Here is a 23,957-nt window from a genome sequence, read left to right as displayed (position 1 = left end):
ACGTTTACATATAAAGTATTATAAATTAATCAAACTTAACTGCATGAAGAAATTCATTGGGGAAATCAGTCAATAACGGGGTAAATCAAACGAAGCATCAAAAAATGGCAGTTCAGTCTTGACAAACGGATTCCAAATCCGCTAATTCGGCCCTTTGCCTCACACACAAGCAATTAACAATCAATACAAAAAAAGCCCCTCCGCTCGATGATATTCGGCAAAGTAAAAGGGAATGAATACTCGTCCATCCACACGCGAACTCTATCGCAAGTCCGCAGGACTTCGTTCAGGATGCATTTCGGGCAAGCGCATGCATGAAGTACACCCGTTGAGTTTTTGCCGGTCTCTTCCAGCGTTTTCTTTTCCATCCTGTCTTCCATGCAAAAAAAGGCGCGGTTCCTTGCGGAGCCGCGCCTTGATTGTTATGAGGAGGGGTGTTCTTTACATTAGAACGTGTATCTCACACCGACGTTTGCCGTGAAGTCCCTCGTGCCACTGCGGAATTCGAAGTTCGTTCCTCCGAAGGCGGAGAGGCGTTCATTGAACGGGACGGTGACTCCGGCTCCGATCAGGGCTCCGATGCGGTTGTTGGCCGCGGGGTTCACGGTGAAGTTCCTGCCGGGGGCTCCCATGAAGGACGCGGTGAGCGGGGCTCCCTGGTCGCCGACGTCGAAGGTCATGAGGGCCATGGCTTCGAAGCGGGCCGAGGGGGCGCTGCTTATCACGCTGAAGTCGCGGGTGTAGCGGCCGCCGAGGCCGAGGATGGTGGCCCAGGCGTCCTGGCGGTCGAGGTGGAGGGCGGCGTTGCCGATGTCACCCTTTTCCGAGTAGCTTCCGATCCAGCCCAGGCTGCTCTCGACGGTGAAGAGCGGGGCGATGGTGGACTTGGCGTCCAGCTGGAAGGTGTAGGAGAGCTCGTAGGCGAAGTTCAACGACGTACCGGAAGCGGCGCCGCGGGACATGTGGGCGAAGCGGTCGCCGACTGTTACGAAGCGGTCGTTGGTGAAGTCGTGGAACCCGATGCCGAGGCTGGCGCGGTTCTGCCAGGCTCCGTTGCGGTAGGTGCCGTAGAGGTCGATGTTGTAGGTATCGGTCTCGTCGGTGGCTCCCAGGACTTCGGTACGGGCGTAGTCGTAGCCCAGGGAGATGCCGAGCATGGTGTTGGCATCGAGGCTGCGTTCGGCTCCCATCATGGCTCCCCACGAGCTGCGGCTGAAGCCGGGGGCGTTGCTGTCTCCGTTGGCTTTGTTGTAGCCGGCCGTCGGGGTGACCCAGACTTCGGTGTTGCTGCGTCCGTGGCTGATCATGCCGCCCTTGGCGTCCGGAGTGACGGAGATGGCGTAGCTGCCGGTGCCCATCGAGTTGCGCAGGTTGCGCAGGTGGTTGACGTTGCCGGCGAGCATGGAGCTCATCATGGTGCTCAGGCGGGTGCCTCCGACCGAGTCGAGGGCAGCCTTGGCTTCCGCTTCGCTCCTGGTGTGCTTGAAGGCGTTGATCATGTCGAGCAGTTCGCCGGTGGCGATGCCGTCGTTGTCAATGCTTTCAATGACGCCCGAGATGCCGCTCTGGTTCTGGTGCTTGTCGGCTCCCTTGTGGTTGACGGAGAGGACGAGGTCGGTTCCGGTAGCGGTGTTTTCGAGGTGCGCGTTGAGCAGGTAGAGGTCGTGCTGGACTTCGTCATGGAAGGTGCCGGTGAGTTCGCCCGCATCGACGATGTGGAAGCGAGTGCCGTCGGCTACGCTGCGTTCCTGGGTCGGGGTGTAGGCTCCCTTGCGGATTTCCACGAGCGAGTTGTTCAGGTCGGCCTTGCCGGTGACGACGAGTTTGTCGCTGGCGTTGTTGGCCAGGTCGAGGTCGACGATGGTCTTGGTGCCGGTCTTGTAGACGCCCATGCAGTCGGCTTCGGAGCGTTCGAAGGCGGCGGAGCCGAGGGTGAGGGTTTCTACGCCTCCGGTGTGTCCGTTCCACATCTTGCCGGCTTCTCCGATTTCGATGACGGTGTCATCGTTGCGGGCGTCGACGTGGCCTGTGGTGGAACCGTTGCCGGAGAGCATCGTTCCCCGGGCGAGGGTGACGTTGCTGCCGATATTGCCGTTGAGGGCGAGGTCGCCTTCATTGACTTTGATGGCGGTAACGAAGCCCTGGCTGTTGGCGTTGTTGATGGCCAGCGTGGCGTTTCCGGTCTTGGTCATGGCGCCCTTGGCTCCGGCGAGCTGTCCGTTCCAGGCGGTGTCGGCGAGGGTGTTGACGGTGAAGGCGTGGTCGCCGTCGACCGTGAGGGCCGAATCGAACCGGACGGGGTCTCCGTCCCGGACTCCGGTTTGGAGGGTGACTCCGCTGCCGGCGATGTTGAGGGTGGAGGAGCTGCCGTAGGCGTTGGAGGCCGTGGCGTCAATGGTTCCTTCCTTGAGGTTGACGGTGCCCGTGTAGGCGGCGTCGGCCTTGTTGAAGGCGAGGGTGCCGTTTCCTGTCTTGTGGAGTTCTCCGTTTCCGTCGAATCCTCCGTTGACGTTCATGGTCTTGTCCGCGTCCACCATGACGGTGCCGTCGCTGGTCATGCGGACGGTGCCTTCCATGGTGAAGTTTTCATGGACGTTGACGAGGCGGTCTCCCGCGCTCCGCAGCATGCCTTCGTTGAAGTCGAGCGTGCTGTCCGCCGTGATGACGGAGGAGGAGCCTTCGAGGATGTTGACGGTGCCGTTGGAGAGGACGATGTCGCTGTCGATGACGCTGGCGCCGTCCAGGTTGAGGATGCCTCCGTCCTGGACGTAGATAGCTTCGTCCAAGGTCAGTTCCGTGTCCGTGACGTTGGTCGTGCCGGAGGTGGCGAGGCTCGTTCCTTCGATCGCGCTGTCGATGAGGGTAAGTTCCGAACCGGTTTCGACCGTCGTGCTGGTAATGGTACCGGCGGAGTTGGCCAGAGTCGCGCTGGAACCGACGCCGTTGGCGCTGGTACCCACCTTCAGGGTGTCGAGGCCGACGATGGTGCCGTTCGTTTCCAGCGTGGCTCCGTCGAGTTCGACGGCGCCTTCATTGGTTTCGGAGTTTCCGAGGATGTCGGCGGAGGATCCGTTGGTGGCGGCATTGGCGCCCGTGAGCGTGATGCTGGAACCTTCGCCGGCGGTCACGTTGTGGATGGTGTTGCCGCCCAGCGAGGTGAAGTTCAGGTCCCCGGCGTCAATATGGAGGTTGCCGATGGTGTAGTCGGTTCCGTCGATGGTGACGTCGCCGGCCGTCTGGTCCAGGGTGCCGATGATGGAGGGAGCATCGTTGAGGATCGGGTCGTGGGAGAGGACGAGGTCGGCGTCTCCGCTCTTGACGATGGTGTCTCCGGCGGCGTCGAGCTGTCCGGCCAGGATGAAGTCCTGGTCCGTCTGGATGGTCAGGCCGTTGTCGTTGGTGGCGATGTCCTTGCTGACGGTGGCTCCGTCGGCGGTGTTCTTCAGCGTGACGCCTTCTCCGGTGACGGAGAGGGTGCCGTCCTTGCCGATCGCTTCATTGGCGTTGACCACGAGCGTGCCGCCGCCGATGGCGATGTCGTCTTCGAATCCTTCGTTGGTGGAATTGATGACGATTTCGCCGGTTTCACCGTTGGCGTTGAGGGAGAGCGTATCGTCTCCGTTGGAACCGGAACTGAGCGTACCGTTGATGTTCAGCGTGCCGTTGACGTTGATCGAGGCGTCCGCGTCCACTGTGATTCCCATGTTCTGGTTGTGCGTGCCGTTGATGGTGACGACGGGGCTGGAGGCACCCGGATAGGTCAAGTCGTCGTTGGGCTTGAAGGAAATAGCTCCGTTGAAGTTGTTGCCTTCGGCGTTTCCGTTGACGGTGAAGCTGCCTCCGGTCATGGTGACGTTGGAAGTGAAGTTGCTCTTCTCGTCGATGGTGAGACTGGCATTCGGATCAATCAGCGTTCCTTCCTTGACGACCAGGGTGCCCGGATTGCCGTTCTCGTCATTGACCGTCACGTTGACCGTGTCGGAGATGTTGAGGGAACCGGAGACGGTGTTGTCGTTGGAAAGGACGAGGTCGCCGCCGACGACGGTCAGGTCACCGTTGATGTCGACCGTGTCGAGTCCCAGGTGGGTGGAGTCGGTGGACGAGGTATTGGTGGTGCTGATGCTGCCGTTGACGGTTGTATTGGCGATGTCGAGGCTGGAAGCGTCGTTGAGGGTAATCTCACCCCGGCCGCCGTTGAGGTTGAGCACAGTGTCGGAGATGGACCCGGAGGCATTGCCGTTCATCGTGATGTTGTCAGCGTTGACGCTGTTCCCATTGCCGTTGACGGCCAGACTGCCATCGTCATTGACGGTGACGTTGCCCAGATCGCCGGCTCCGGTGGAGTCGAGCGTCAGGGAACCGTTGCCGTTGACGGTGGTCTTGTCCGTGACATTGGCGGTGCCGTTCAGGGTGACGTCGCCGTCGGTGACGGTGAGGCTGCCGCCGACCGTGGTGTTGCCGTTGACGGTGACGGTTCCCTCAAGGGTGGTTCCGTCGCCGGTGACATTCAGGTTGTTGCCTGCCGCAAGCGAACCGTCTACGGAGACGAGTCCTTCCAGGTTCATGTCGTTGCCTGCACTGACGGAGGAATTGCCGTTCATGACCAGGTCGGAGCCGCTGCCTGCATTCAGGTTTCTGTCCGCCTCGATCCTGCCGTCATGACCGCTGACGACCGCGTCGCTGCCATTCAGGGCAATGTCCTTGCCGGACAGGGCGCCGTTGACTGTCGTTTGGCCGGTGACGGTAACCGTCTGTCCGGCCGCGAGGGATGAACCGCTGCCGATGGTCGTGGTTCCGGACAGGGCGGCGTCGCGGACGATGCCGACCTTGGTGGCATCCGTTCCGTCTCCGATGTTCAGGTCGCCGCTGGAGACGAGTTCTCCGGCGTTGACGGTAGAGTTGCCCTTCAGGGTCATAGCTCCCATGTTGTGGAGGCCGTTAGTGACGTTGAGGATCGTTCCGGTCGTTTCGAAGGTGCCTTCGTTCTTCACCGAGTTGACGCTCAAATCGCTTTCATTCACGGTGATGGCGCCATTGTCCAAGGTGAGGACGTTTCCGACGGATGTGCCGAGGACGTTGTTCAGACGGATCGTGCCGTTTGTATCGGCCTGGATGAGCGATCCGCCCATCAGCGTGGCGTATCCCAGATTGAGAGTAGAGTTTCCGTCTTCGCTACCTCCGACTAACAGGTTGCCGAACTTGTTGATAACCTGGACCGTACCGTCGGATCCCGGCGCATTGACGATGCCTTCATAAACACCGAGGTTATGAACCGTATTGGCGATTCCTTCCAGATTCAGCGTCCCGCTTCCGATCTTGACGATCATGTCTCCGTCTCCCGTCGTGACAGTGCCGTACAGCGTGGCTTCGTCTTCATTGTTGACGTTGACGATCAGGGAATCGGTGCCGTCGCCGGACAACTGGATCTTCTTGTCCTGATTGGCTCCGTCGGCAAGGACAAGCCTGTTGTCGCCGATGACTTTCAGGGCTCCGTCCGTACCGAGGGCGTTAGCCGCGTTGAGCGTCAAGAGCATCACGCTCTTGAAAGAGGAAGCTCCGGCCGACTTGATATAATCGCTGGAACTGTTGAGGACGATATCGCCCGTATGTTCCCCTGTCTCATTCAGCGTCAGAAAACGCGGGCGATCGGTGGGATTGACGGTGATGGTGCCGCTTCCGGAGGCGATGGAGCCCAGCGTCAGGTTCGACGCGAGGTTGATGACGCCGTCGGCATTGGCGACGAGACTGTTGCCGGAGGCATCCCAGTCGGCGTTGACATTGATATTGCGGGCGAAGCCGGATTCTCCGGTCAGCGTGATGGCGTTGCCGGCGGAGATCGCGGAATCCGCGTTGTTGTAGTTCAACGTGCCGTAGGCCAAAGCCAGGGCTCCGTCCAGCGTGCCGGCGTAATCTTCCGAACCGAGGTCAACCGTACCGTTGGCGATGCGGATGTTGCCCGTGTGGGTTCCTTCGATGCGGTAGAGGCCGTTCTTGTCGATGACGGTTTCCTTGCCGACAGCGTTCAACGTGGCTCCGTCGTGCAGGGTCAGGTTGATGTTGGTCGTGTTGAGCAGGAGCTCGCCGACGGTATTGGCGCCGTACAGGTCGAACTGGCCGCCGTCCATCGTCAGGGTCTGTCCGATGGTGGAATCCGTCATGGTCAGTCTGTTGGTTGTTCCCAGCAGGGTGACGTTGCCTGTGACGGAGGTTTGGGCCAGCGTCAGCGTGTTGGCGTCGGCACTGACGAGGATGCTGCCTGCCAGTGCCGTATTGGCGAGGCTTGCCGTGGAGTTGTTGCTGACGCTGATGTCGGCGCTCAGGGATGATGCCGTACCGGCAGTTGTCCCGGTCAGTGTCAGTGTGCCGTGGTCGGCTACAGTGACGTTGCCGAGTTTGCCGAAGGCTCCGGTGTTGGAGACGGTCAGGCTGGAGCCGCTGCCGGTGATGTCCGTGCGGGCCACATTCAGCGTGACATTGGCCAGCGTGGCCGCCGCGTTGACGTCCATCGTCCCGGCGACGGTGATTTCACCGCGTCCGGCGTAGTCGCCCGCCGTGGTCAGGGCCGCGTCGATGACGAGATCCTGGGCAGTCACGTTGAGTCCGTCTCCGGAGATGGCGGCGTTGATATCGACCGTGCCGTTGGCGGCGGAGATCGTGTTGTCGGTGCCGGTCATGGAGGCGTTCAGCGTGATGTTGCCCTCGGAAGAGGTCAGCGTGTTATGGCCGCCGTCCGTCAGCGTTCCGGCGATGCTCATGTCCGTCACGGAGGAGAGCGTCGTGCGGCCCAGCGTGGCGTTCGTGATGGTCATGGAACTGAGGGATTTGAGCGTTCCCCCGTCGACAGTACCGTATCCTGAGAGGTCATTGGCATTTCCGGAGAGAACGATTGTCCCGGCAGTGACGGAACCGACAATGGAAGTCGATCCCGTGGACGTCAGGGAGTGGCGTACCGTGAGGGAACTGCCCGTATTTACAGTCAGCGTACCGTCAATTTGCCGTCCCTTTGCATCGAACGAGTAACCGATGCTCATGGATTCGGCCGTGACTGTCGCGGCGTTGGCAGCTTCATTGTTTCCACCCAGGTTCAAATCGCCGGTGATACTCGTTATTCCGAGGGAATATTTGTTGCCGGCCATGAGTCTCAGCATTTTGCCGGCGTCGACAATTGTGTTAGCTGCCGTCAGGGAAACGTCCGTCATGTTCGTCCCGTTTCCATTTTTGACAAGGTGCAATGTGCCGGTTTCAACCGTGGTGTGTTCCAGATTACCCGAACCGGAGATGGCAAGTGTTCCTCCCGTCGTGATGGAAGAACCTTCTCCCGTCATCGTGATGTTGTTCAGGGAAATCTCGCCGATTGCTTCAATGGAAGCATTGGCCCCGTTCATGGTCAAATCTCCGTCAACGGAAATGGTTTCTCCCGCAAGGAGGCTATCGTCTCCATTGATCGTGGAGGAATCTCCCTGGAGCGTCAGTGTTCCGCCTGCGATGAGAGACAACGTGTCGGAAGTCGTGATGTCGTTGTCTATGGTCAAGTCTCCGTCCGATACAATCGATCCGTTGGCTTCGTCTTCCAGAGTCGTAATTTCCAGGTCGCCTGCCGTCTCCAGCGAAGAGTCTCCTGCCAGAGTCAAGCTTCCGATGGCACTGTCCGCCCCCGTCGTTGTCGTGAGGGAGGATGCGTCCAGCGTGATGCTGCCATCGGCAAACCGGATGTCCTTAGCTTCCGCAGTCGCTCCGCCTGCCAGACCAAGCACACTGCCAGCACCACCGGTGAGCATACCGAAGCTTTGAGTACCTCCGGTCAGGCTCAGGGTCTTACCAGCATCAATCGTGGTGGAATCCGAAACGGTTATGGTGGAGCCTGCCATGGCAACATCCGTGTTGACGAGCAGCGAACCGGCGGTAACCGTGTTATCCGCCCCACCGTTAACGGCACCATCAAAGCTCACGGTCATACCGCTGAGAGTCGTTCCGCCCAGAATCGCCTGAGCGATGCTGAGATTACCGGAAGCCCGAATCGTGCCGCCGAGCAAGTCATTGGCTTCGTCCGTGGCGCCGGACAAGGCGATATCGGTACCCGTCAGCGTGCCGGACAAGGCAAGCTCTCCGGTAGAAGTGACAGCTCCCGAGGAGTTCAGCGTGCCACCGATCGTCAAGCTGCCAGTGTTGGTCACCGTGGTGGCCTGGGCCGTTGCTCCGGCGGACAGAATCATGGAACCGGCATTTGTGAGATTGCCGAAGCTGTATCCGTCGCCCCCCGTCAAGGTCAGCCTAACGCTTTCAGCAAGCGTGGTCGAGTCGTGCACGTCTACTGTGGAGTTGGTCCAAATGTAGGTGCCGCTGTTGAGGAGCAGTTTGTGCCCGGCTGTCAGTGACAAGTTATTCGAGGTTAACTCGGCTGTGGAGGACAGCGAGACATTGCCTCCGGCGAGGGAGACGCCGTTGCCGATATTCGTGATGCCGGAGAGGGTGAGATCTTCCGTAGCCGTCAACTTGGAATTGTTGCCCAGTGAAGTTGCGTTTGCCTGGATGCTCCGGGCAGATACGGTCGTTCCTTCCAGATCGATGGAGTTGGCCGTCAATCCGTTGGTGAGAGTCAGCTTACTTCCATCCAGTCCCGTCAAAGCGCCTTCCAGCGTCATGCTGTCGGCTGTCAGGGAAGACTTCTGCAACTTGAAGGTAGTACCGGCATTGCTGGTTATATCACGGGCTTTCATATCCAGCAAAGGAGTGGAATTCCAGTGGCTCAGAGCAACTTCTCCCTGCGTCAGATTCAGGTCACCGAGGTCGGACCCGGAGTATGTCAAATAGAGGGGAGATACCCCTACCTCAACATTCAAGATTCCCCGGTTATTAATCAATCCTTGCCACTCCAGGTCACGGGTAGTAACCAGATTGACAGTAGATCCCTTGTTAATAACCAGTCCCTTGCTCTGATCTTTTCCAATTGTGATAGTATGTTCTCCGGATTCGGCAATGAGGGAACCGCTTGTTCCCATACCATAGTTTTCACCCAAAGCAGTAATGGAAACTGAGTCCTTCAAGACGATATTGCCGGTATGTGTGCCGGTTTTGTCAAACGTGAAGGTACCGGAACCGGTAAGAGTCAGGTCGCCGTTTCCGGTGAGACCGTGGCTCGTCATGGAGTTGGAACCCATGTTGATCGTTCCGTCTCCGTTGACGGCAAGAGCCTTGCCGTTGCCGAGCGACCAGGAACTTTCCAGGTTGATCACGGAGTTGCCGACCGGGTCGGCGAGGAAGGAGAGGTCTCCGTCTACCCTGCCGCCCTGGTAGGTCAGCGTGCCACCCTGGATGCCCAGGTTACCGGTCAAGATACCTGTGGAGCCCAGTGTGGCGGTACCGCCCATCAGAGTGACGTTGCCTGTAACCGTACCGTTGATCCGCATGTCGGAACCGGTGCCGATGCCCGTGGTGTCCACGTTCAGGATTGCTCCCTGATTGATGTTCACCCGGGCGTCGTAGGCCAGCGTCAGCGTATTGATGGAGTTCTCGCCGGTAGCGAGGACGTTCAGCGTCGATCCGTTGAGGAGGACGGTGCCCTTCACGGTGGAAGTCGTCATGTTCATGACGTCGCCGCCGTTGACGGTGATGTTGCCCGTCACCGTGGCGTCCGTCAGGTTGACCGTGTCAAGCTGTTCATCGGCTACGGTTGAGATGCCGCCGTTGAGAGTCAGGTTGTTCAATGAGGCTGTCGAACCTCCGCCTGCCGTGATGCCGTTGACCGTAAGTTCCGTTCCCTCAACGCCGGTTGCCGAGAAGGCACCTTCGGAGACCGTGACGGTCCCGAGGGAATCGGTCGTCCGGGCGGTCGTCCAGATCAGGTTCAAGGCTCCGGCCCGGTCGATCGTCGTCGTGCCGGAGATGGAGAAGGAAGTATTGGTTGCCGTCAGGGCGTCCGCACCGTGAACGGCCAGGTTGACCGCTTCCAGGCTGGAACCGGCAACGAGCTTATCGCCGTTGGTGATGTCGATCGTTCTGCCGGCCTTCAGGTTCAGGACTCCATCGACATCGTGCAGGTAGATGTCCGTGCCGGATTCAATGCCCATGTCGCCCGTCACCGAACCGTTGAAGGTTACCGTATGGGCCTTGATGATGCTGCCGTCGTAGAAGGCGACCGCTCCGTTGGCCGTGAAGTCGCCCGTCAGGTCGATCAGGCTCGTATTCTTCATGGTTGTGTCTTTCGTACCCAATGTCAGCGTCGTGCCCGCGGCCGTCGTCATGGACTGGCCGGAGAGGGACATGCCGACGAGGTCGAGCGTACCGCTGTTCAGGGCGGCCACTCCGGCCGTACCGAGATCCATGTTCATCGATTCCAGCCTCACGGAAGCGCCGCCCAGAGTGAGGCCGGTGGCCGTCACCGTGCCGCCTTCTCCCTTGAGGGAGAGCGCGGAATCTCCGGATGTTACTACATTGCCGAGGGAGGAATCGTTGGCGAGCCGGCCGATGGTCAGGTTTTCGTCGACGGAGAGGGTACCCCCGACTTCCAGATCCGTCAGGGCGGAGGTCAGCGTCGTCGCTCCGAGGTCGACGTCCATCCCCTCAAGGGAGACGGAAGCGGTGGCGTCGCTGTCGGTCAAGCCTTCATTGACAACCAGATTCCTGCCTGCTGTCAGAACCAGACGTCCTTCTCCGAGTTCGGCATTGCTGCCGAGGATAAGCAGGTCTCCGGCAGCGTTCACCGTTGCTCCGGTGAGATTCTTGTTGTCACCCCCGAGACCTACGGAACCGTTGGAGGAGGTTACACGTCCGGAGATGGATGCGACCTGTGAGAGGAGGATGTCTCCGGCGGCAGTCAGATCGCCGGCGATTGCCGCCGTTCCGCCAACCATGGCTCCTTCCCTCAGATTGAGTTCACCTTCAACCGTCAAGTCTCCGTCTCCGGAAAGCGTGCCGCCTGCGGCGCTGCCATCTTTTCCGACGGTCAAGCTGCCCGAGTTGTCGATCGTCGTCCCGAGTTCGTGCGTACCCCTTCCTCCGTTGAGAGTCAGGGCGGCTTCGATCCCGGTGGCCCCGGAAACGTTCAGCAGCGAGTCGGCGTCAACCGTCGTTGCGCCGTTGACCGCCAGCGTGCCGGCATGGACCGTTGTCCCGGCAAGAGAGGAAGCTGCACCCAGCGTCAAGGTATGGCCGACCGCATTCAGGACGTTACCGAGACCGGTTGTAGAAAGCCCCCCGGCGAACGTCATGTCGCCGCCGGACGTCACCGTGCCGTTCATGCCGGCGACCTGGCTGTTCACCTTCAAGGCGCCGCCCGTCGTCAGGAGGGACCCGCCGTTCAATTCCAGCGTGCCGTCGATTGTTCCTGCCCCTGAGATGGCAAGGGAGGATGCGTTGTTCAGGGTCAGTGTCGTGCCGATTTCTGTTGTGAGCAACGAGCCGTTCTGCATGGATGTGCCGTCCAGTGTCAGAGTTCCGGCTGTCAGGACAAGATTGCCGCCACCCAAGTCAACATTGAGGTTGGTCAGGGCATTGCTCCCGCTTCCTATCGTCAGACCGGACATGCCAAGCGTTCCTCCATCCCCCGTCAGCTTCAGGGAACCATTGCCGCTGACATTGACCGCTCCCATCACGGAACCGTTTGCCAGATGGGAGACCGTCAAAGCCGCCGTGAGGGAAGAACCGCTAACGAAGTTGATCAGCGTCGAGCTGCCGGACAGCGTTGTTCCTGTTTGGCCTGTGACAGACAGCGTTTTCCCGCTCAGGCTTACCTGATGATTTTTTCCTCCGGTCACTCCGTCAAGAGTCACGGCATTGCCCGCGGAAGCCGTCAGATCGTCAAAGACGGCATTGGACAAGCTGATGTCCCTTCCGGCGGAAAGACTTGCATTGGCCTGGGAGCTTGCGTTGTAGCTGTCCACTCCGACCATTACGATATCGCGGTTTGCCATGAACGTACTTGTCTCGGTACCGGCAAGCTTAATGGTTTTGATGTTGCCGGAACTCTTCAGGACGATATCGCCTGCTGTTGCTAGGACCGTTGCATGATCAAATATCGTGCGCCGACTCTGTGCAGTTATGTTTGCCGCATTTAACGTGGAATCGTCCAGCTTGACATAGCCGGCATTCAGCTGAGCCTCACCGCTCAGGGTAAGAACCGAACTGCTCATCTCCAGCCGGGTATCGGTTATGCTTGTTCCGCTTGCTTGCGCGCCGGTGATATACAACACCTTTTCTTCGTTTCCTGTGTTGGAAATCACGCCAAGCTTGTAGGTTCCTGTTCCCGACAAGGTAAGGGTACTTAGGCCACTGGTGCCTTGGAAGGTCAGGGCATTGACGTCGATGGTGGATGTTCCGGAGAACGTGTGTCGTCCCGAGCTATCCAGGACCAGTTCTTGGGCCTGGATCGTGGAACCCGACCAGGCAATTGTACCCGAGGAATCCAGGAGCACATCTCCCTGCAAGGCCTGCAAGGTAACGTTCCCTACCGAAGAAACGAGAGAACCATGAATGGAAATATTGCCCATTTCGGCCGTTACAGCGGCTCCGGTCAGATTGATGGAGGAATCCCTACCTTCGCCTGGTGCCAGTTCGACGTTCTTCCCGGCCCGAACGATCGCGTTCTGCAGATTGAGAGCAGAGCCTTTCAAGGAAGTATCCGTGACGACAATATCGCCCGTTGCTTTCAATGTGGAAGCGCTGGCGTCCTTCAATCCATTGCTGAATGTCAGGTCTCCTCCCGCGGTAATCGAAGAACCCTGGAGGGTCTCTACGACATCCGTCACCGTCAGCCCTGCCTTGGCATTCAGGACGGAACCGTTGCTCATGGTCAGTCCCTGGAGCGTAACGAGGCGGGCGTCGTTGAGGAACAGCGTCCCGTTGTCCATGGCGAGGGAAGCATCTGTCGCCGTCCAGCCGCTGGCCGTAACCTGGGCGTTGTTCAACCTCAGCGTGCCACTGCCACCCACGATGGTTCCGAGCGTGTTGCCCAGACTCGGCTGATTCGTACCGGTGAGGGTCAGGCTGGCATTCAGGGTTGTCTCGGAAGCGACATTCAGCAGGGAATCCGTCAAGGTCGTAGCGGCTTTGACATCAAGGGCTCCGACATTGACCATGGAATCAGTGAGGTCGGTTGTCCCGTTGAAGGTCAGGACACCATGGTTGGCCGTCAACTTGAGATATTGAGCCGTGACCGCTCCAAGATCCATGTCTCCTCCGGACTCCAGCATGCCGCCGTCATCGGAGACTGTCAGCGTCGCATTCGTCAGGTCGATGTCACTCGTAGCGGTAATTCCCGCATTGTCCAGTTCCAGATTTCCTTCGAAATCGACAGAACCGACATGGGCTGCGAGATCCGTCAAAACAACGGAACCATTACCGGTGAGATCCCCGCCCGTCGACAGAGTTCCCCCGTCGATGGACAATTCTCCGTTCTCGCTGACCGTGATATCATTGAATCCAAGATTCGCCGCCGTATTCGTCAGGGCGATGGTTCCTGTATCAGCGTTGATGGCTCCCTTGACCGCCGCATCATGCAGGGTAATGGAAGAACCTCCTGTGACAGTCAGACTGCCGTAGGAACCGTAGTATCCCTTGCCGATTGCCGATCCATTGGAGATGGAACCTCCGTTGGCGGAGACAAGGCTGTCGATGTCGTTGGCGTTCAGGGCATCGGCGCCAATGTTCGTCAATTGGACTGCTATTCCGTCGGCGGTTAGCGTTGAGAGCTTCACCGGACCGGCCAGGGTTGTCGCGCTTCCCGTGACATTCAAATGTCCGCCCGTGACGTTCTTCGTCCATGTCACAGTTCCATTGGAGGCCAGATTCAACGTCTTGCCGATGAAGGAGAGCGTGTTGGACTGGCTGCCGGATACGATCATGTCCGTCGTGTCATTGGTCAGCGTCAGCATGCCCGTGCCGAGGGCATTGTTCGCGCCCAGCGTCAGCGTGCCCGCGCCATAGTTCACATTGGAGGAGAAGGCGGACTGAGTCCCATTCACCGTCAGGGCTCCTTGGCCCGTAACAGTCAGCGTACCGGAACCGGTCAGGCTGTCTGCTTCCAGAGCCAGCTTCTGGCCATCGGCGATGGAAACCGTACCGTTTCCACCGATACCGGTATTCAGCAAAAGCCCGGAGCTATCGCCCAGATTGGCGATGAACAGCGTACCTCCATGGAAGTCAACCTGTCCGATCAATTCTCCGGAGTCTACCCCGCCGATTGTCAAGCCGGAACCTCCCGCCAAAGCAAATGAACCGGTCGTCCGCCCGGTGATGGAAGCGGAGCCGGACGTCATGGTTACGACGGCCGTATCCAGATCGTTGGTGCCGGTGAATGCCAGGGTACCGGTGGAATTCATGTTGATTCCTCCGACATGATCCAGCGTCACGTTATTCAAGCTCGCGGAGGATGCGCCCGCAAGGGACAGCACGTCATAACCCGCGAGAGTCGCTCCATTCAGAGTTAATTCGGAAGCTCCCCGGAGAATAACGGAAACACTGGCATTAGCCGCGTTCAGAGCAAGATGCTCGACGTTCATCGACGAGTCGGTCAGGGTGATCGTCTTCGTCGTGAAGAAATCGTCGGAATTTGCCTGGCCTGTCAGGGAAACGTTCGAATTTCCATTGACCGCCAGAATGCCGAGCGTTCCGAGATCAATCCCCTTGGAGTCATTGGCGATGTCAAGGTCGGCACCGTTGGTCAGCGACAGCGTATCCCTGATTTCCATCTTGGACCATGTGGCGCCGCCCTGGTCGGAAATGGCGATCTTAAGCTTCGTCGCATCGTCGTGCAGGTTCAGGTTGTGCGTCGAGACGCCCGTGGCATAGATCTGGGCTCCGTTGATCAGTTCGACGTCGAAGTTGCCTTCCGTGACGATTTCGCCGCGGACGGGGGCACCTTCGAAGTCATCTACCACTCCGTTGAAAACGATGTTTCCGGCTTCCGTCCTGATTTCGGAGGAAGCGTCCCACTTGATCTTGTCCTTATTGGCTTCCGTGATGGTGATATTGCCTGTCTTGAAGACCAGGTGACCGTTGTTCGCCACGCTGATGCCGGAGAATGTGGACTGGGTAAGTACCTCGGAGGTCTCAAGCGTCAGCGTCGTGTTGAGTTTGCCGTCCGTGCCGTCGATGGACAGGAAGGAGTTGCCCGTCATCGCCAGGGAGGAACCGTGAGCCTGCGTGCCGCCGGTGATGGAGAGTGTCGTCAGGTCAGTCTCTCCATTGACATGGATAGAGCCGAGTTCGACGACGGAGCCGGACGTTCCGTCCAGAGTGACGTTGTCCAACTGGAGCATGGCTCCGTTATTGATGGTCGTCGTGACGGCGTTACCCGTAAGATTCAGCGAACCTTCGGAAAGCTGAGTCGCCTTGTTGACAGTCAGGTTCGTTCCGGAGAGAGCGTTCTTAGTGCCCGCGACCGTATCACTATACGAAGCGGTAAGTCCGTCGATGAGGCTCTTGACAGTGACTGTCGCGTTTCCGGTCGAAGAGAACACAATGTTCTGCGCATCGATGGAGTTTCCGGCGAGCTGGTTCGTCTTGCCCGCGAGCTTGAACGTCTTGTTGTCCGCCTTGTTTCCGGCGGACAGGGCGGCGTCGCTGATATCATTGGTATGGCCTTCAGATCCGACGGTCAGGTCACCCTTGGTGGAAACGAGGGCTTTCTCGCCACCTTCTACGCCAGTGATGGTGTTGTCCCCGGCCAGGGTCAGACTGTCCGTCGTGGTGAGAGACGCCTGGAGATTATTAGCCGTATTGGTGATGGTCGTCGCTCCATTGACCGTGATACCGCTGCCGGACGTTGCCGTCTGGGTCAGTGTGGAGTCGGAGATCGTCAACGCGCTAGTGTCTTGGTCGCTGTACGACTTGAAGTTGGCCCGCGCGCCGTTGATGAGGGCGAGTTCATTGTCTCCTTCCGCGGAGAGGGTGATCTCACCCAGTTCGGATGTTCCGTCCGCAATATCCCGGGTAAGCGAATTGGCGGCGTAGGAACCGGAGAGCGTCAGCTTCTGCCCGTCCGCAATGGTCGTCTTCGCGGTGTTGATGTAACTGCCGGCAAGCTTTGCCGACGTGGAAACCGTCAGAGATGTGCTCTTACCCTCTTCGGCGTTCTTCATCAGCTTCAGTCCGGTCCCGAACAAATCTGTAGAATCGAGGACAATTGTGTCGCCCAGCAAGCTGGAACCGGAGAGCGTCGTATAGCTGCCTTGGAGCGTCAGCGTCTTGGCGGACTGAACGGTGTCGCCATCCAGTTCGTTGCCGGTGCCGGCAAGAGTCAGATTGCCGTTGACCGCCAGCATCGCGCTACCACCGCTCACTGTGGAATTGATCGTAATGTTGCCGTCTGTGCCGAAGGCCTGGGAGAGCGAACCATCAAAAAGATCGACTGTTCCGGTATTGCCGCCATCACTCCAGGTCGTGAAGGTAAGCTGGCTGCCATTCACGACCAGGTTACCGCCGTTTTGCAACGTCACGGCTTTGAGGTCGTAGGAGGTTTGCTTTCCAACCGCAGCGGATTTAGAGAAAGCAAGAGTCGCCTGATTGACCGTCGTTCCCGTCGTCAACGTGAGGACGGAATCCATGATCTGAACGTAATCTTTTGCCGCTGCCCCATTGACCAGAAGAGTGGCGGCGGAAATCGTCGATTCGGAAACATCCACCTTGCTCGTGTTCAGGAAGAATGTCAGCGTATCCGTTGCCTCGGCGTCGACATACTGGAATCCCGTGCTCTTGGAAGTCGGTTTCAAGACGATATCCTTGGCCTTCATCGTCAGGCGCTCTTTCTCGGAAAGCCCCGTCGTAATGCCACTCACCGTCAGCGTATGCCCGGATGCGTCGAGAGTTCCATAGGCGCCATCATCCAGCTTATTGACCGTCAGATCGCCATTGGTTACCTTCAGAGTACCCTGCGTATCACTGGACGGATTGGAACCGTAAACTCCGAGGCCGAGCATGCCGTTGAGAATTGTCTCCGCATTGCCGGAGACGGTCAGAGTCGCGTCGTTCCCGATGAACAGGAAACCATTGATAAAGGTAGGCTCGCCGTCAACGGTCAGTTGGGCTGTCTTAATATCCGTGGCGACATCCATCCATCCTCCGTTGATGTCGATGGCGGCCAGAGGCCCGAATGAGGATGACCCTGACGATCCCGCGGTAATATGAATCGTGCCGGCGTTCTGAGTGAGCGTACCGGCAAAGCCGCCCGCAGCAGTCAGCTTCAGAGTGCCTCCTTTGGCGTTCATCTCCAGCATGCCGCTTCCCGCGAGAGAGCCGATCGTGCTCGTGGAGTCGGTCAAGTCGATGGCGAAGGTCTTTCCATCATCGATCGTCAGCGTCTTGTCGACCGTATCGATCTGCGGCGCGCGGCCTTCGGCTGTCGTGTCGCCTATCAGGACGACCGTTCCGGAGAAATCATTGTTAAGCCCGGCAAGCATCTTGTACGTCTGGGCGACTTGGAGATTCCCGGTTCCGTGGAAGTTGGCGGCATTCGTAGATTCAAAGCCTCCTTGTGCCACCAGATCGCCGTTGAGGTTGACGATTCCATTGGCGTCGAGCGTGACCTTGTCCGTTACGGTGAGCACACCGTTGAGAGAAGTCTCGGGGGCATCTTTGGCGTTGATCGTCAGCGTGCCGGCTCCGCCAATACTCGTAGCCTGCGCGGCGACGTCGTGGTCGATGGTCAGCAGGCCGTTGTTGGTGATGGCGTCAAGGTTGATGGTTGATACGGAGGGAGACGTATCACCGTCGGTGATGAAGAGTTCTCCGTACTGGTTGATCGTCGTCGAAGTTGAAGTTCCCGCCAGCTTCAGGACATCCGTATCCTTGAGTTTCGTTGTGTGGATGGCCGTACCGGGACTTCCTCCCGCGATAACGAGAGCGTTCGTATTCAAGGTGTTGGTGCCGTCGGACGCGACCTTGTCCAGATACAGCGTGCCGGAGGAGCCATCCGTTCCCGTCGTCAAGACAGAGTGGGACAAACTGTCGTTGCCGGAGACAGTCAGCGAGTCCGTTCCCTTGAGATTCAGCTTGTTGTCTGCATCCACACCGGCGGTTTTGCCGGATACCGTCAGGTCTTTCGCCTGGATCGTACCGTTGGATCGGACGACGGTTCCCGACGTGTTATCAATGGAAAGCGTACCCTGGGCTATGAAAGAAGCCCCGCCGGTTACCGACAATTGGTCGGCGGTCAGGGCCGTACTCTTGTCATCGCCCTGGTTCAGTGTCATGGAGACGCCGTTCCCGCTGACGTTCAGCTTGGAAGTGCCCTCCATGGACAAGGCTTTCGTCGTCAGGTTCGCGTTGACGTTGACCGCGCCGTCCCCGGACAGATTCATCCCGACCAGTTCGCCCAGTGTCGTGGTCGTGGAGCCATTGTCGCCGATGTTCAGGATGCCGTTGGAGACATTCACGGTTCCGGCGAAATCGCCTGATCCGGTGTAGTTTACGGTTCCTTCGCCAGTCAGGGCGAGAGTACCTCTTCCGTCAAGGCCGCCGTTGATCGTGCTCGCTTCGGCTCCCGTCAGGGTCATGGTCTTGGAATCGCCGATCGTCAGTTTATGGCTCGCCGTATTAATCGTACCGAGGGAACCGTCGACTGAGGTATCGGAAGAAAGTACGACATAGCCGCCGAACGAACCCGAGCCCAGGGACAAGTGATTGCCCACAGTCAGCGTGCCGGTTCCTCCGATTGTCTTGTCGGTAGCCGTCAGGCCGTTGGCGGAAACGAGGTTTCCACCGACAGACAGGTTACCGATCACGGTCATGGCATTGGTGACGGTCAGCGTGCCGCCCACGGTCGTGGAACTGCCGGCAGTATCCGTCAAGGATGTTGCCGTGGCGGCCACATTCGCTTGAATATCCAGCGTTCCCCATTGCGAGACTGCCATAAGAGCCAATGTGTTGCTGCTCGACCCAGAGTCAGCGAGGGTCAGTAAAGCGCCGCTGTTAATCGTCGTACCGGTTGTGAGAGTCAACGCGTCGGCATTCGTCAGCGTTGTCGTACCGTCGACGATCAGGGCGGCGGCTGTAACGGAGTTGGCCCCCTGTGAGACGACATCGTTCAACGTAACCGTGCCTTGTTGACCGGTAGCAGTCAGGGCGATTCCCCTGAAAGTCTTGCTGTCCGCACTACTGACGTCAACAGTAACATTGGCACCCTTGAAGGTAGCAACGGAAGAATCGGTAGAAGCGATCTTGTTGACGATCAGGTCTCCGTCTGCCTCGATCAGGTTTCCGACTGCCTTTCCAACCGAAACCGATTTCAACGTCAGATTACCGGCGGCCTTCAGCGTGCCGCCTGCTCCTTTCAGACTGACGAGACCATTGATCGTCTGCGCCTCCTTCGAGGTCAGGGTCAAATTGCCGAAATACAAATTACCAGCTCCCAATTCCAGAGTGCCGGCTCCACTCCAGGATACCGCCGTTGCGTCGGTATTGACAATGCGCAGGTTGCCGGCGTTGACGATGGCTCCCAGAGAATCGGGATTGCTGGCGGTCTTGTGGTTGTGCAGGGACAATTCCGCGTTGGCGTTAATCGTCGTCGTACCGGCAATGGTTATTTGACCGGTTTCTTTCGCCGTGGCCCCCTTATCTCCGAAGTTCACCGTTCCGGCGGCGATCGTCAAGTTTTGCGCTTTCAGAGTAACATTCTTGTCGTCCGCGTCTCCCGTAAACGTGACCGTGCCGCTGGTTGCATCGGCAGCCGTGATGGTCGCATTGTCCATCGAGGAAACGTCCGACAGGGTGATGCCTCCGGCGGAGGACGTCAGCGAGCCTCCATTCAGAGAAACACTACCGGAGAGGGCAATGTCATTGACGGCGGAGACCGCCCCCCCAATCGCGGCCGTTCCCGTCGAAGTTAAAGCGCTTACAGTCAATATTTTACCGCCTTCAACACTCAGACTACCCGCGTTGGTGACGCTCTTGTCATTGGCACCCAGATTCATTCCGACGACGAGCTGACCGGACTTGTTGATCGTGATATCGCCAAGGGACATCGTGCCGGCAGCAAGTTCGACCTTCGCATCCGCTTCCGCCGCATCAGTCCCGATGATGACACTGCCGGCCGTGATGGAAGAACCGGCGGTATCAAGGGTGACTTCTCCCTTGCCGATTTGCAGGACACCCGTTCCAGCGTTCAGAGAGGTTGTACCATCAACACCATCTGTGACGGTGGCGTCCGCCAGTGTGATGGACGATCCTTGCAGCGAGGAATCCGTGATCGTCGTTTGCCCGGACAGATTGACGGCTCCTGTCGAATTAACGCTCGATCCGCCCGTGATGGAGGCAGTTCCGGACAGTTCCACGGAGGCGGCAGCCAGTTCGGCCTTGCCGTCCAGCGTGATGCCTCCCGAACCCGTGATGTTGCCGGCAGTCAGTTTGGTGCTTTGCCCCGCCAGGTTGATCTGGCCGGCATTGGTGACATTTTGCGGATTGGTTGAAGCTGTCGAAATCCCCGTTGCCGTCGTCGCTTGCGCCCCGTCGGTCATCGCCAGAGTACCGTTCGCAGCGATGTCAAGGGCACCGAGCTTGTTGTCGGTCGATGCGGCGATGCTCAGGGTTTCTCCCGCCCGGATGTTCGTAGCGTCCGCCTTGATGGTTGATGTACCCGACAAAGTCAGAGCCGTCCGGTTGCCGGCGTCATCTGTGCCGACATTCAGCGTTCCGGCTTGCAACGTCGCGGCGCTCAACGTGCCGCCCTTGGTCAAATTAAGCTCACCGTTAGCCTTCAGAGCCAAATTGTTAATTGAGATGACGGCCTCGTTCGCGGTGATGTTTCCTCCCGTGGATTGAATGGTGCCCCGACCATCGTTTCCCCAGCCATCGAAGGTGATGTTTCCCGTAGCTTCGACCGTTCCGCCACCGGCATTGGCCATCGTGAGGGTACCTGCCGCAATGGAAGCCGCCGTGATCTTGTTGCTATTAGTATTGTTGTTGTCTAGTAACAAATATTTGACATTAACTGCATTAGACACATTGAATGTGGAGTTGCCCCAGATGGTCAGTCTACTATTCGTAGTATCTCCACTTACGCTGGACGCGGACAATGTTTGACCGCCCGTACCAATGCGTGCCTCCGTTACCAGAACAAGGTCTCCCAGAGAGGAGTCATTTCCGTAAAGAAAGGCCGCCTTTGAGTCTCCTGAGGCAATTGTCAGGATTCCTCCCTCGTTGGTAATCTTCGCCCCCCAGCCGTGATTGCCGGTTCTGACGTCCAGCGTCAGGTTGGCTCCCTGGACCATGGAGATGGAAGAGGTTGTCTGGTTCGTCTTGAAAATGATCGTATGATTTCCTTCCGCAACGTTAATCGCATTACCAGAGCTTCCGAAATTCGCTCTCAGTTCCAAATTGGCAGCCCCCCCCAAGTTAACGCCGCCGGAATAATCGCCACTTCCGTTCACGAAAACGGCAGTACCCGTTCCGATAAGATTCAATGCCCCAGCGCCGGAAACAGCTCCATTGACGGTGAGAGTATGAGAATCCAGATTGATCGTACCGCCGTTGGCTGAGACCGTTAGGGCTCCGCTGTTCGTCAGGTCGCCTCCCGTCAAATTCAGCGTAGCGGCTCCCTCCTGCCCCATGGCGATGGATTCAACTCCCGGTGCGGCGTAATTAACCGTACCATTCTGAATATCCAGTGCCTTGACGTTGCCATTCCCATTGCTGTTGGAGAGCGTCAGAATATCCTCACCGACTTTCGTAATGTTGATGTTGGAGAACTGTCCCGAATATGCACCGGAAGAAACGGTCAAGGTGCGGACTGCCGTCGCATCGGCAGATACATTGCTGTTGCTTCCACCCGTCAGGCTTGCAATCGTCGCATCCGTGTTTTCCAGGCGGAGCTTGGCCACTGCCCGATTTCCTTCCAGAATAATATGCGCATATTGGGCAGCATTGGCATGTTCAAGCCACAGTCCGGCGGAACGTTCTCCGTCTGTATCTCCGGAAACACGGATCGTTCCGGAGAAGTCATTGGCGCTGTTCAGTTTCAACCACCTGTCACCTCCGCCTTGTTTTCCCGCTTGCCAATTCAACGTTCCGTCACCCGCCAGAGACTTCATTCGGATTACTTTATCCCAGTCGGAGATCAGAGAGACGGAATCATTGACCGTAACCGTCTTCTCAAATACCAGAGCCTCGCCGACGTCAGAATTGCAACCGTCCAGCACTCTGACGGTGGATCCACCATTCAGGGTAACAGGAGCCATTATGGTAACGACTGTTTTGTCATTATCACCATTATTGGGAGAAATTCGCAGCGTAGCTCCGTCATTGAGGACCAGACTGGAAACATTGGTGTCTCCAGTTCCGAAAACCTGCGTTTTGCCCCCGTTGACCGTATAAACATTCAGGATCCCTCCATTGACGGTGACCGTTCCGGTCAGATTCGCGAATACATTGGCGTCCGTGTACAAAGTCAACGAACCGGAGCCATCCTTGACGACATTTCCCGAGCCGGAGACATCGCCTTTCTGAGCGAGGGTATTACCACCGGAAATGTTGAACGTGGCGGTCGTATTGTCGGCAAGAACAATTTTGCCATCCTGTACGAGCGACTTGTTCGAGGCAGTAAAACCGGGGTCGACGAACAGAAGGCTGCCCTTTTCAATATTGTAAGTACCCGTAAATCCGGACTGGTCGTTAATCAGCATGGCCGTTCCGTCACCGTCATTCTTGGTCAGGTAGCTATTGCCGGTGAAAGGCATCGTGTAGACCATGGAGGCCAGTACCGACGGCATCGTCGTGTCCAGAGACGCTCCCATGGTCTCAATCTGATGAATCAAGCCAAGAACCTGGTCCTTGGTAATATTGCCCGTAGGAGCAAGAGCGATCGTTTTTCCATCCCAGGAATAAGTGGAATCGAACAGATCGGACAAGCCCGAGGCCGCATAGTTGACAAGGGCCGATCCACCCAGGTTCAGCACCATCATGTCGTTGGACAGTCCGAGACGCGGGGATGAAGTATTTAAAGAGGAATTCAAAATCAGTGAAGAAAGTCCACTTGGGGATGTCAGGTTGATTTTGGATACATCTTTGATGGCATCCGTATTGCCGATCACCAAAGAATTGATGTTGAGGGTAATTCCTGTCGAAGAAATCGCAGCATCCAGTGAGGCATGAGTCACACTTATGCTGCCTTTGCCGGAAAGGGCAAGGCCCCCCTCCGAGGAAACACTCAAATCCTTGATCGAGAGATTGCCGGCGCCGGTGCCTTCGCCCAGCGTGATATTAGCCGTACCCTTAACGGACAAGTCGGCTATGGAATTGCTGGTGCCAGCCACGGTCAAAGACGAACCGGAGGCTCCGGCCGCGACAACTACATGCCCCAGAGAGTTTGAACCTCCGGTCATCGTCAATGAGGAACCGTCCTGCAACGTCAGTATGCCATCTCCGCCGATTGTGGAATTGCCGGACATAGAGGCATCCCCGGACAAGGACAGGGAGTCGCCGCTTCCCGTCAAGGTCAGGACGGTATTGCTCCGCATGGTCAACCCGGAGGCCGTCAGAGATGTTCCGTTGAGGAAGACGAGCGTTCCGTTATTCTGCTGGGACGAGTTCACACCGATCTGGATCTTGACAGCGTTGTCACTACCTCCCCGAACATTGGAGAGGCTCATTGAACCGCCGTCGACCCGATAGGTACCGACGAATTCGTTCCAGCCCGATTCAATGTTCTGAATCCAGGCGTTCCCGTTGGCCGTATTCCGGATAATGGCGTCGCTGCCGCCCTTAAAATGGTTGTTTGCATCGGCCGTGTAGGCCTTCCCGGTCGTACCGTCGCCGGAATCAAGCGTTTTTTCGCCTTCGACTGCTCCCAGATATACAGTTTCAGTAGTAGTCGTCGTGACTGAGCGGACATTGTAGGAAGCATCCGCGCCGGGAGGCGTCACGGAAGCGGTGGACGCGGAGGCGGCGGAAGTCGACACCACAAAGGCAGTGGCGGAGACGAATGTAGCAAGAAGAGCCTTGCGAAGCGTGGGGGGGAGGTGGAGTTTCAT

The 23,957-nt window shown here is 57.9% G+C and carries 1 protein-coding gene; it reads right to left on the bottom strand.

Annotated elements, in window-relative coordinates; all coding sequences use genetic code 11:
- Positions 1–446 precede the first annotated feature (446 nt).
- Entirely contained in the window at positions 447–23,957 is a 23,511-nt protein-coding gene (locus tag QET93_RS03440; RefSeq protein WP_322190105.1) for a hypothetical protein, read from the bottom strand.

It is taken from the genome of Akkermansia sp. N21116 (assembly GCF_029854705.2).
GTDB lineage: Bacteria > Verrucomicrobiota > Verrucomicrobiia > Verrucomicrobiales > Akkermansiaceae > Akkermansia.
The sequence above is the reverse complement of the archived record's forward strand: the minus strand, read 5'-3'. Positions and strand labels throughout refer to the sequence as shown.

Bases quoted from the DNA above. Each gene is read 5' to 3' on its own strand.
- QET93_RS03440 (WP_322190105.1), bottom strand. From the start codon at position 23,957: ATGAAACTCCACCTCCCCCCCACGCTTCGCAAGGCTCTTCTTGCTACA.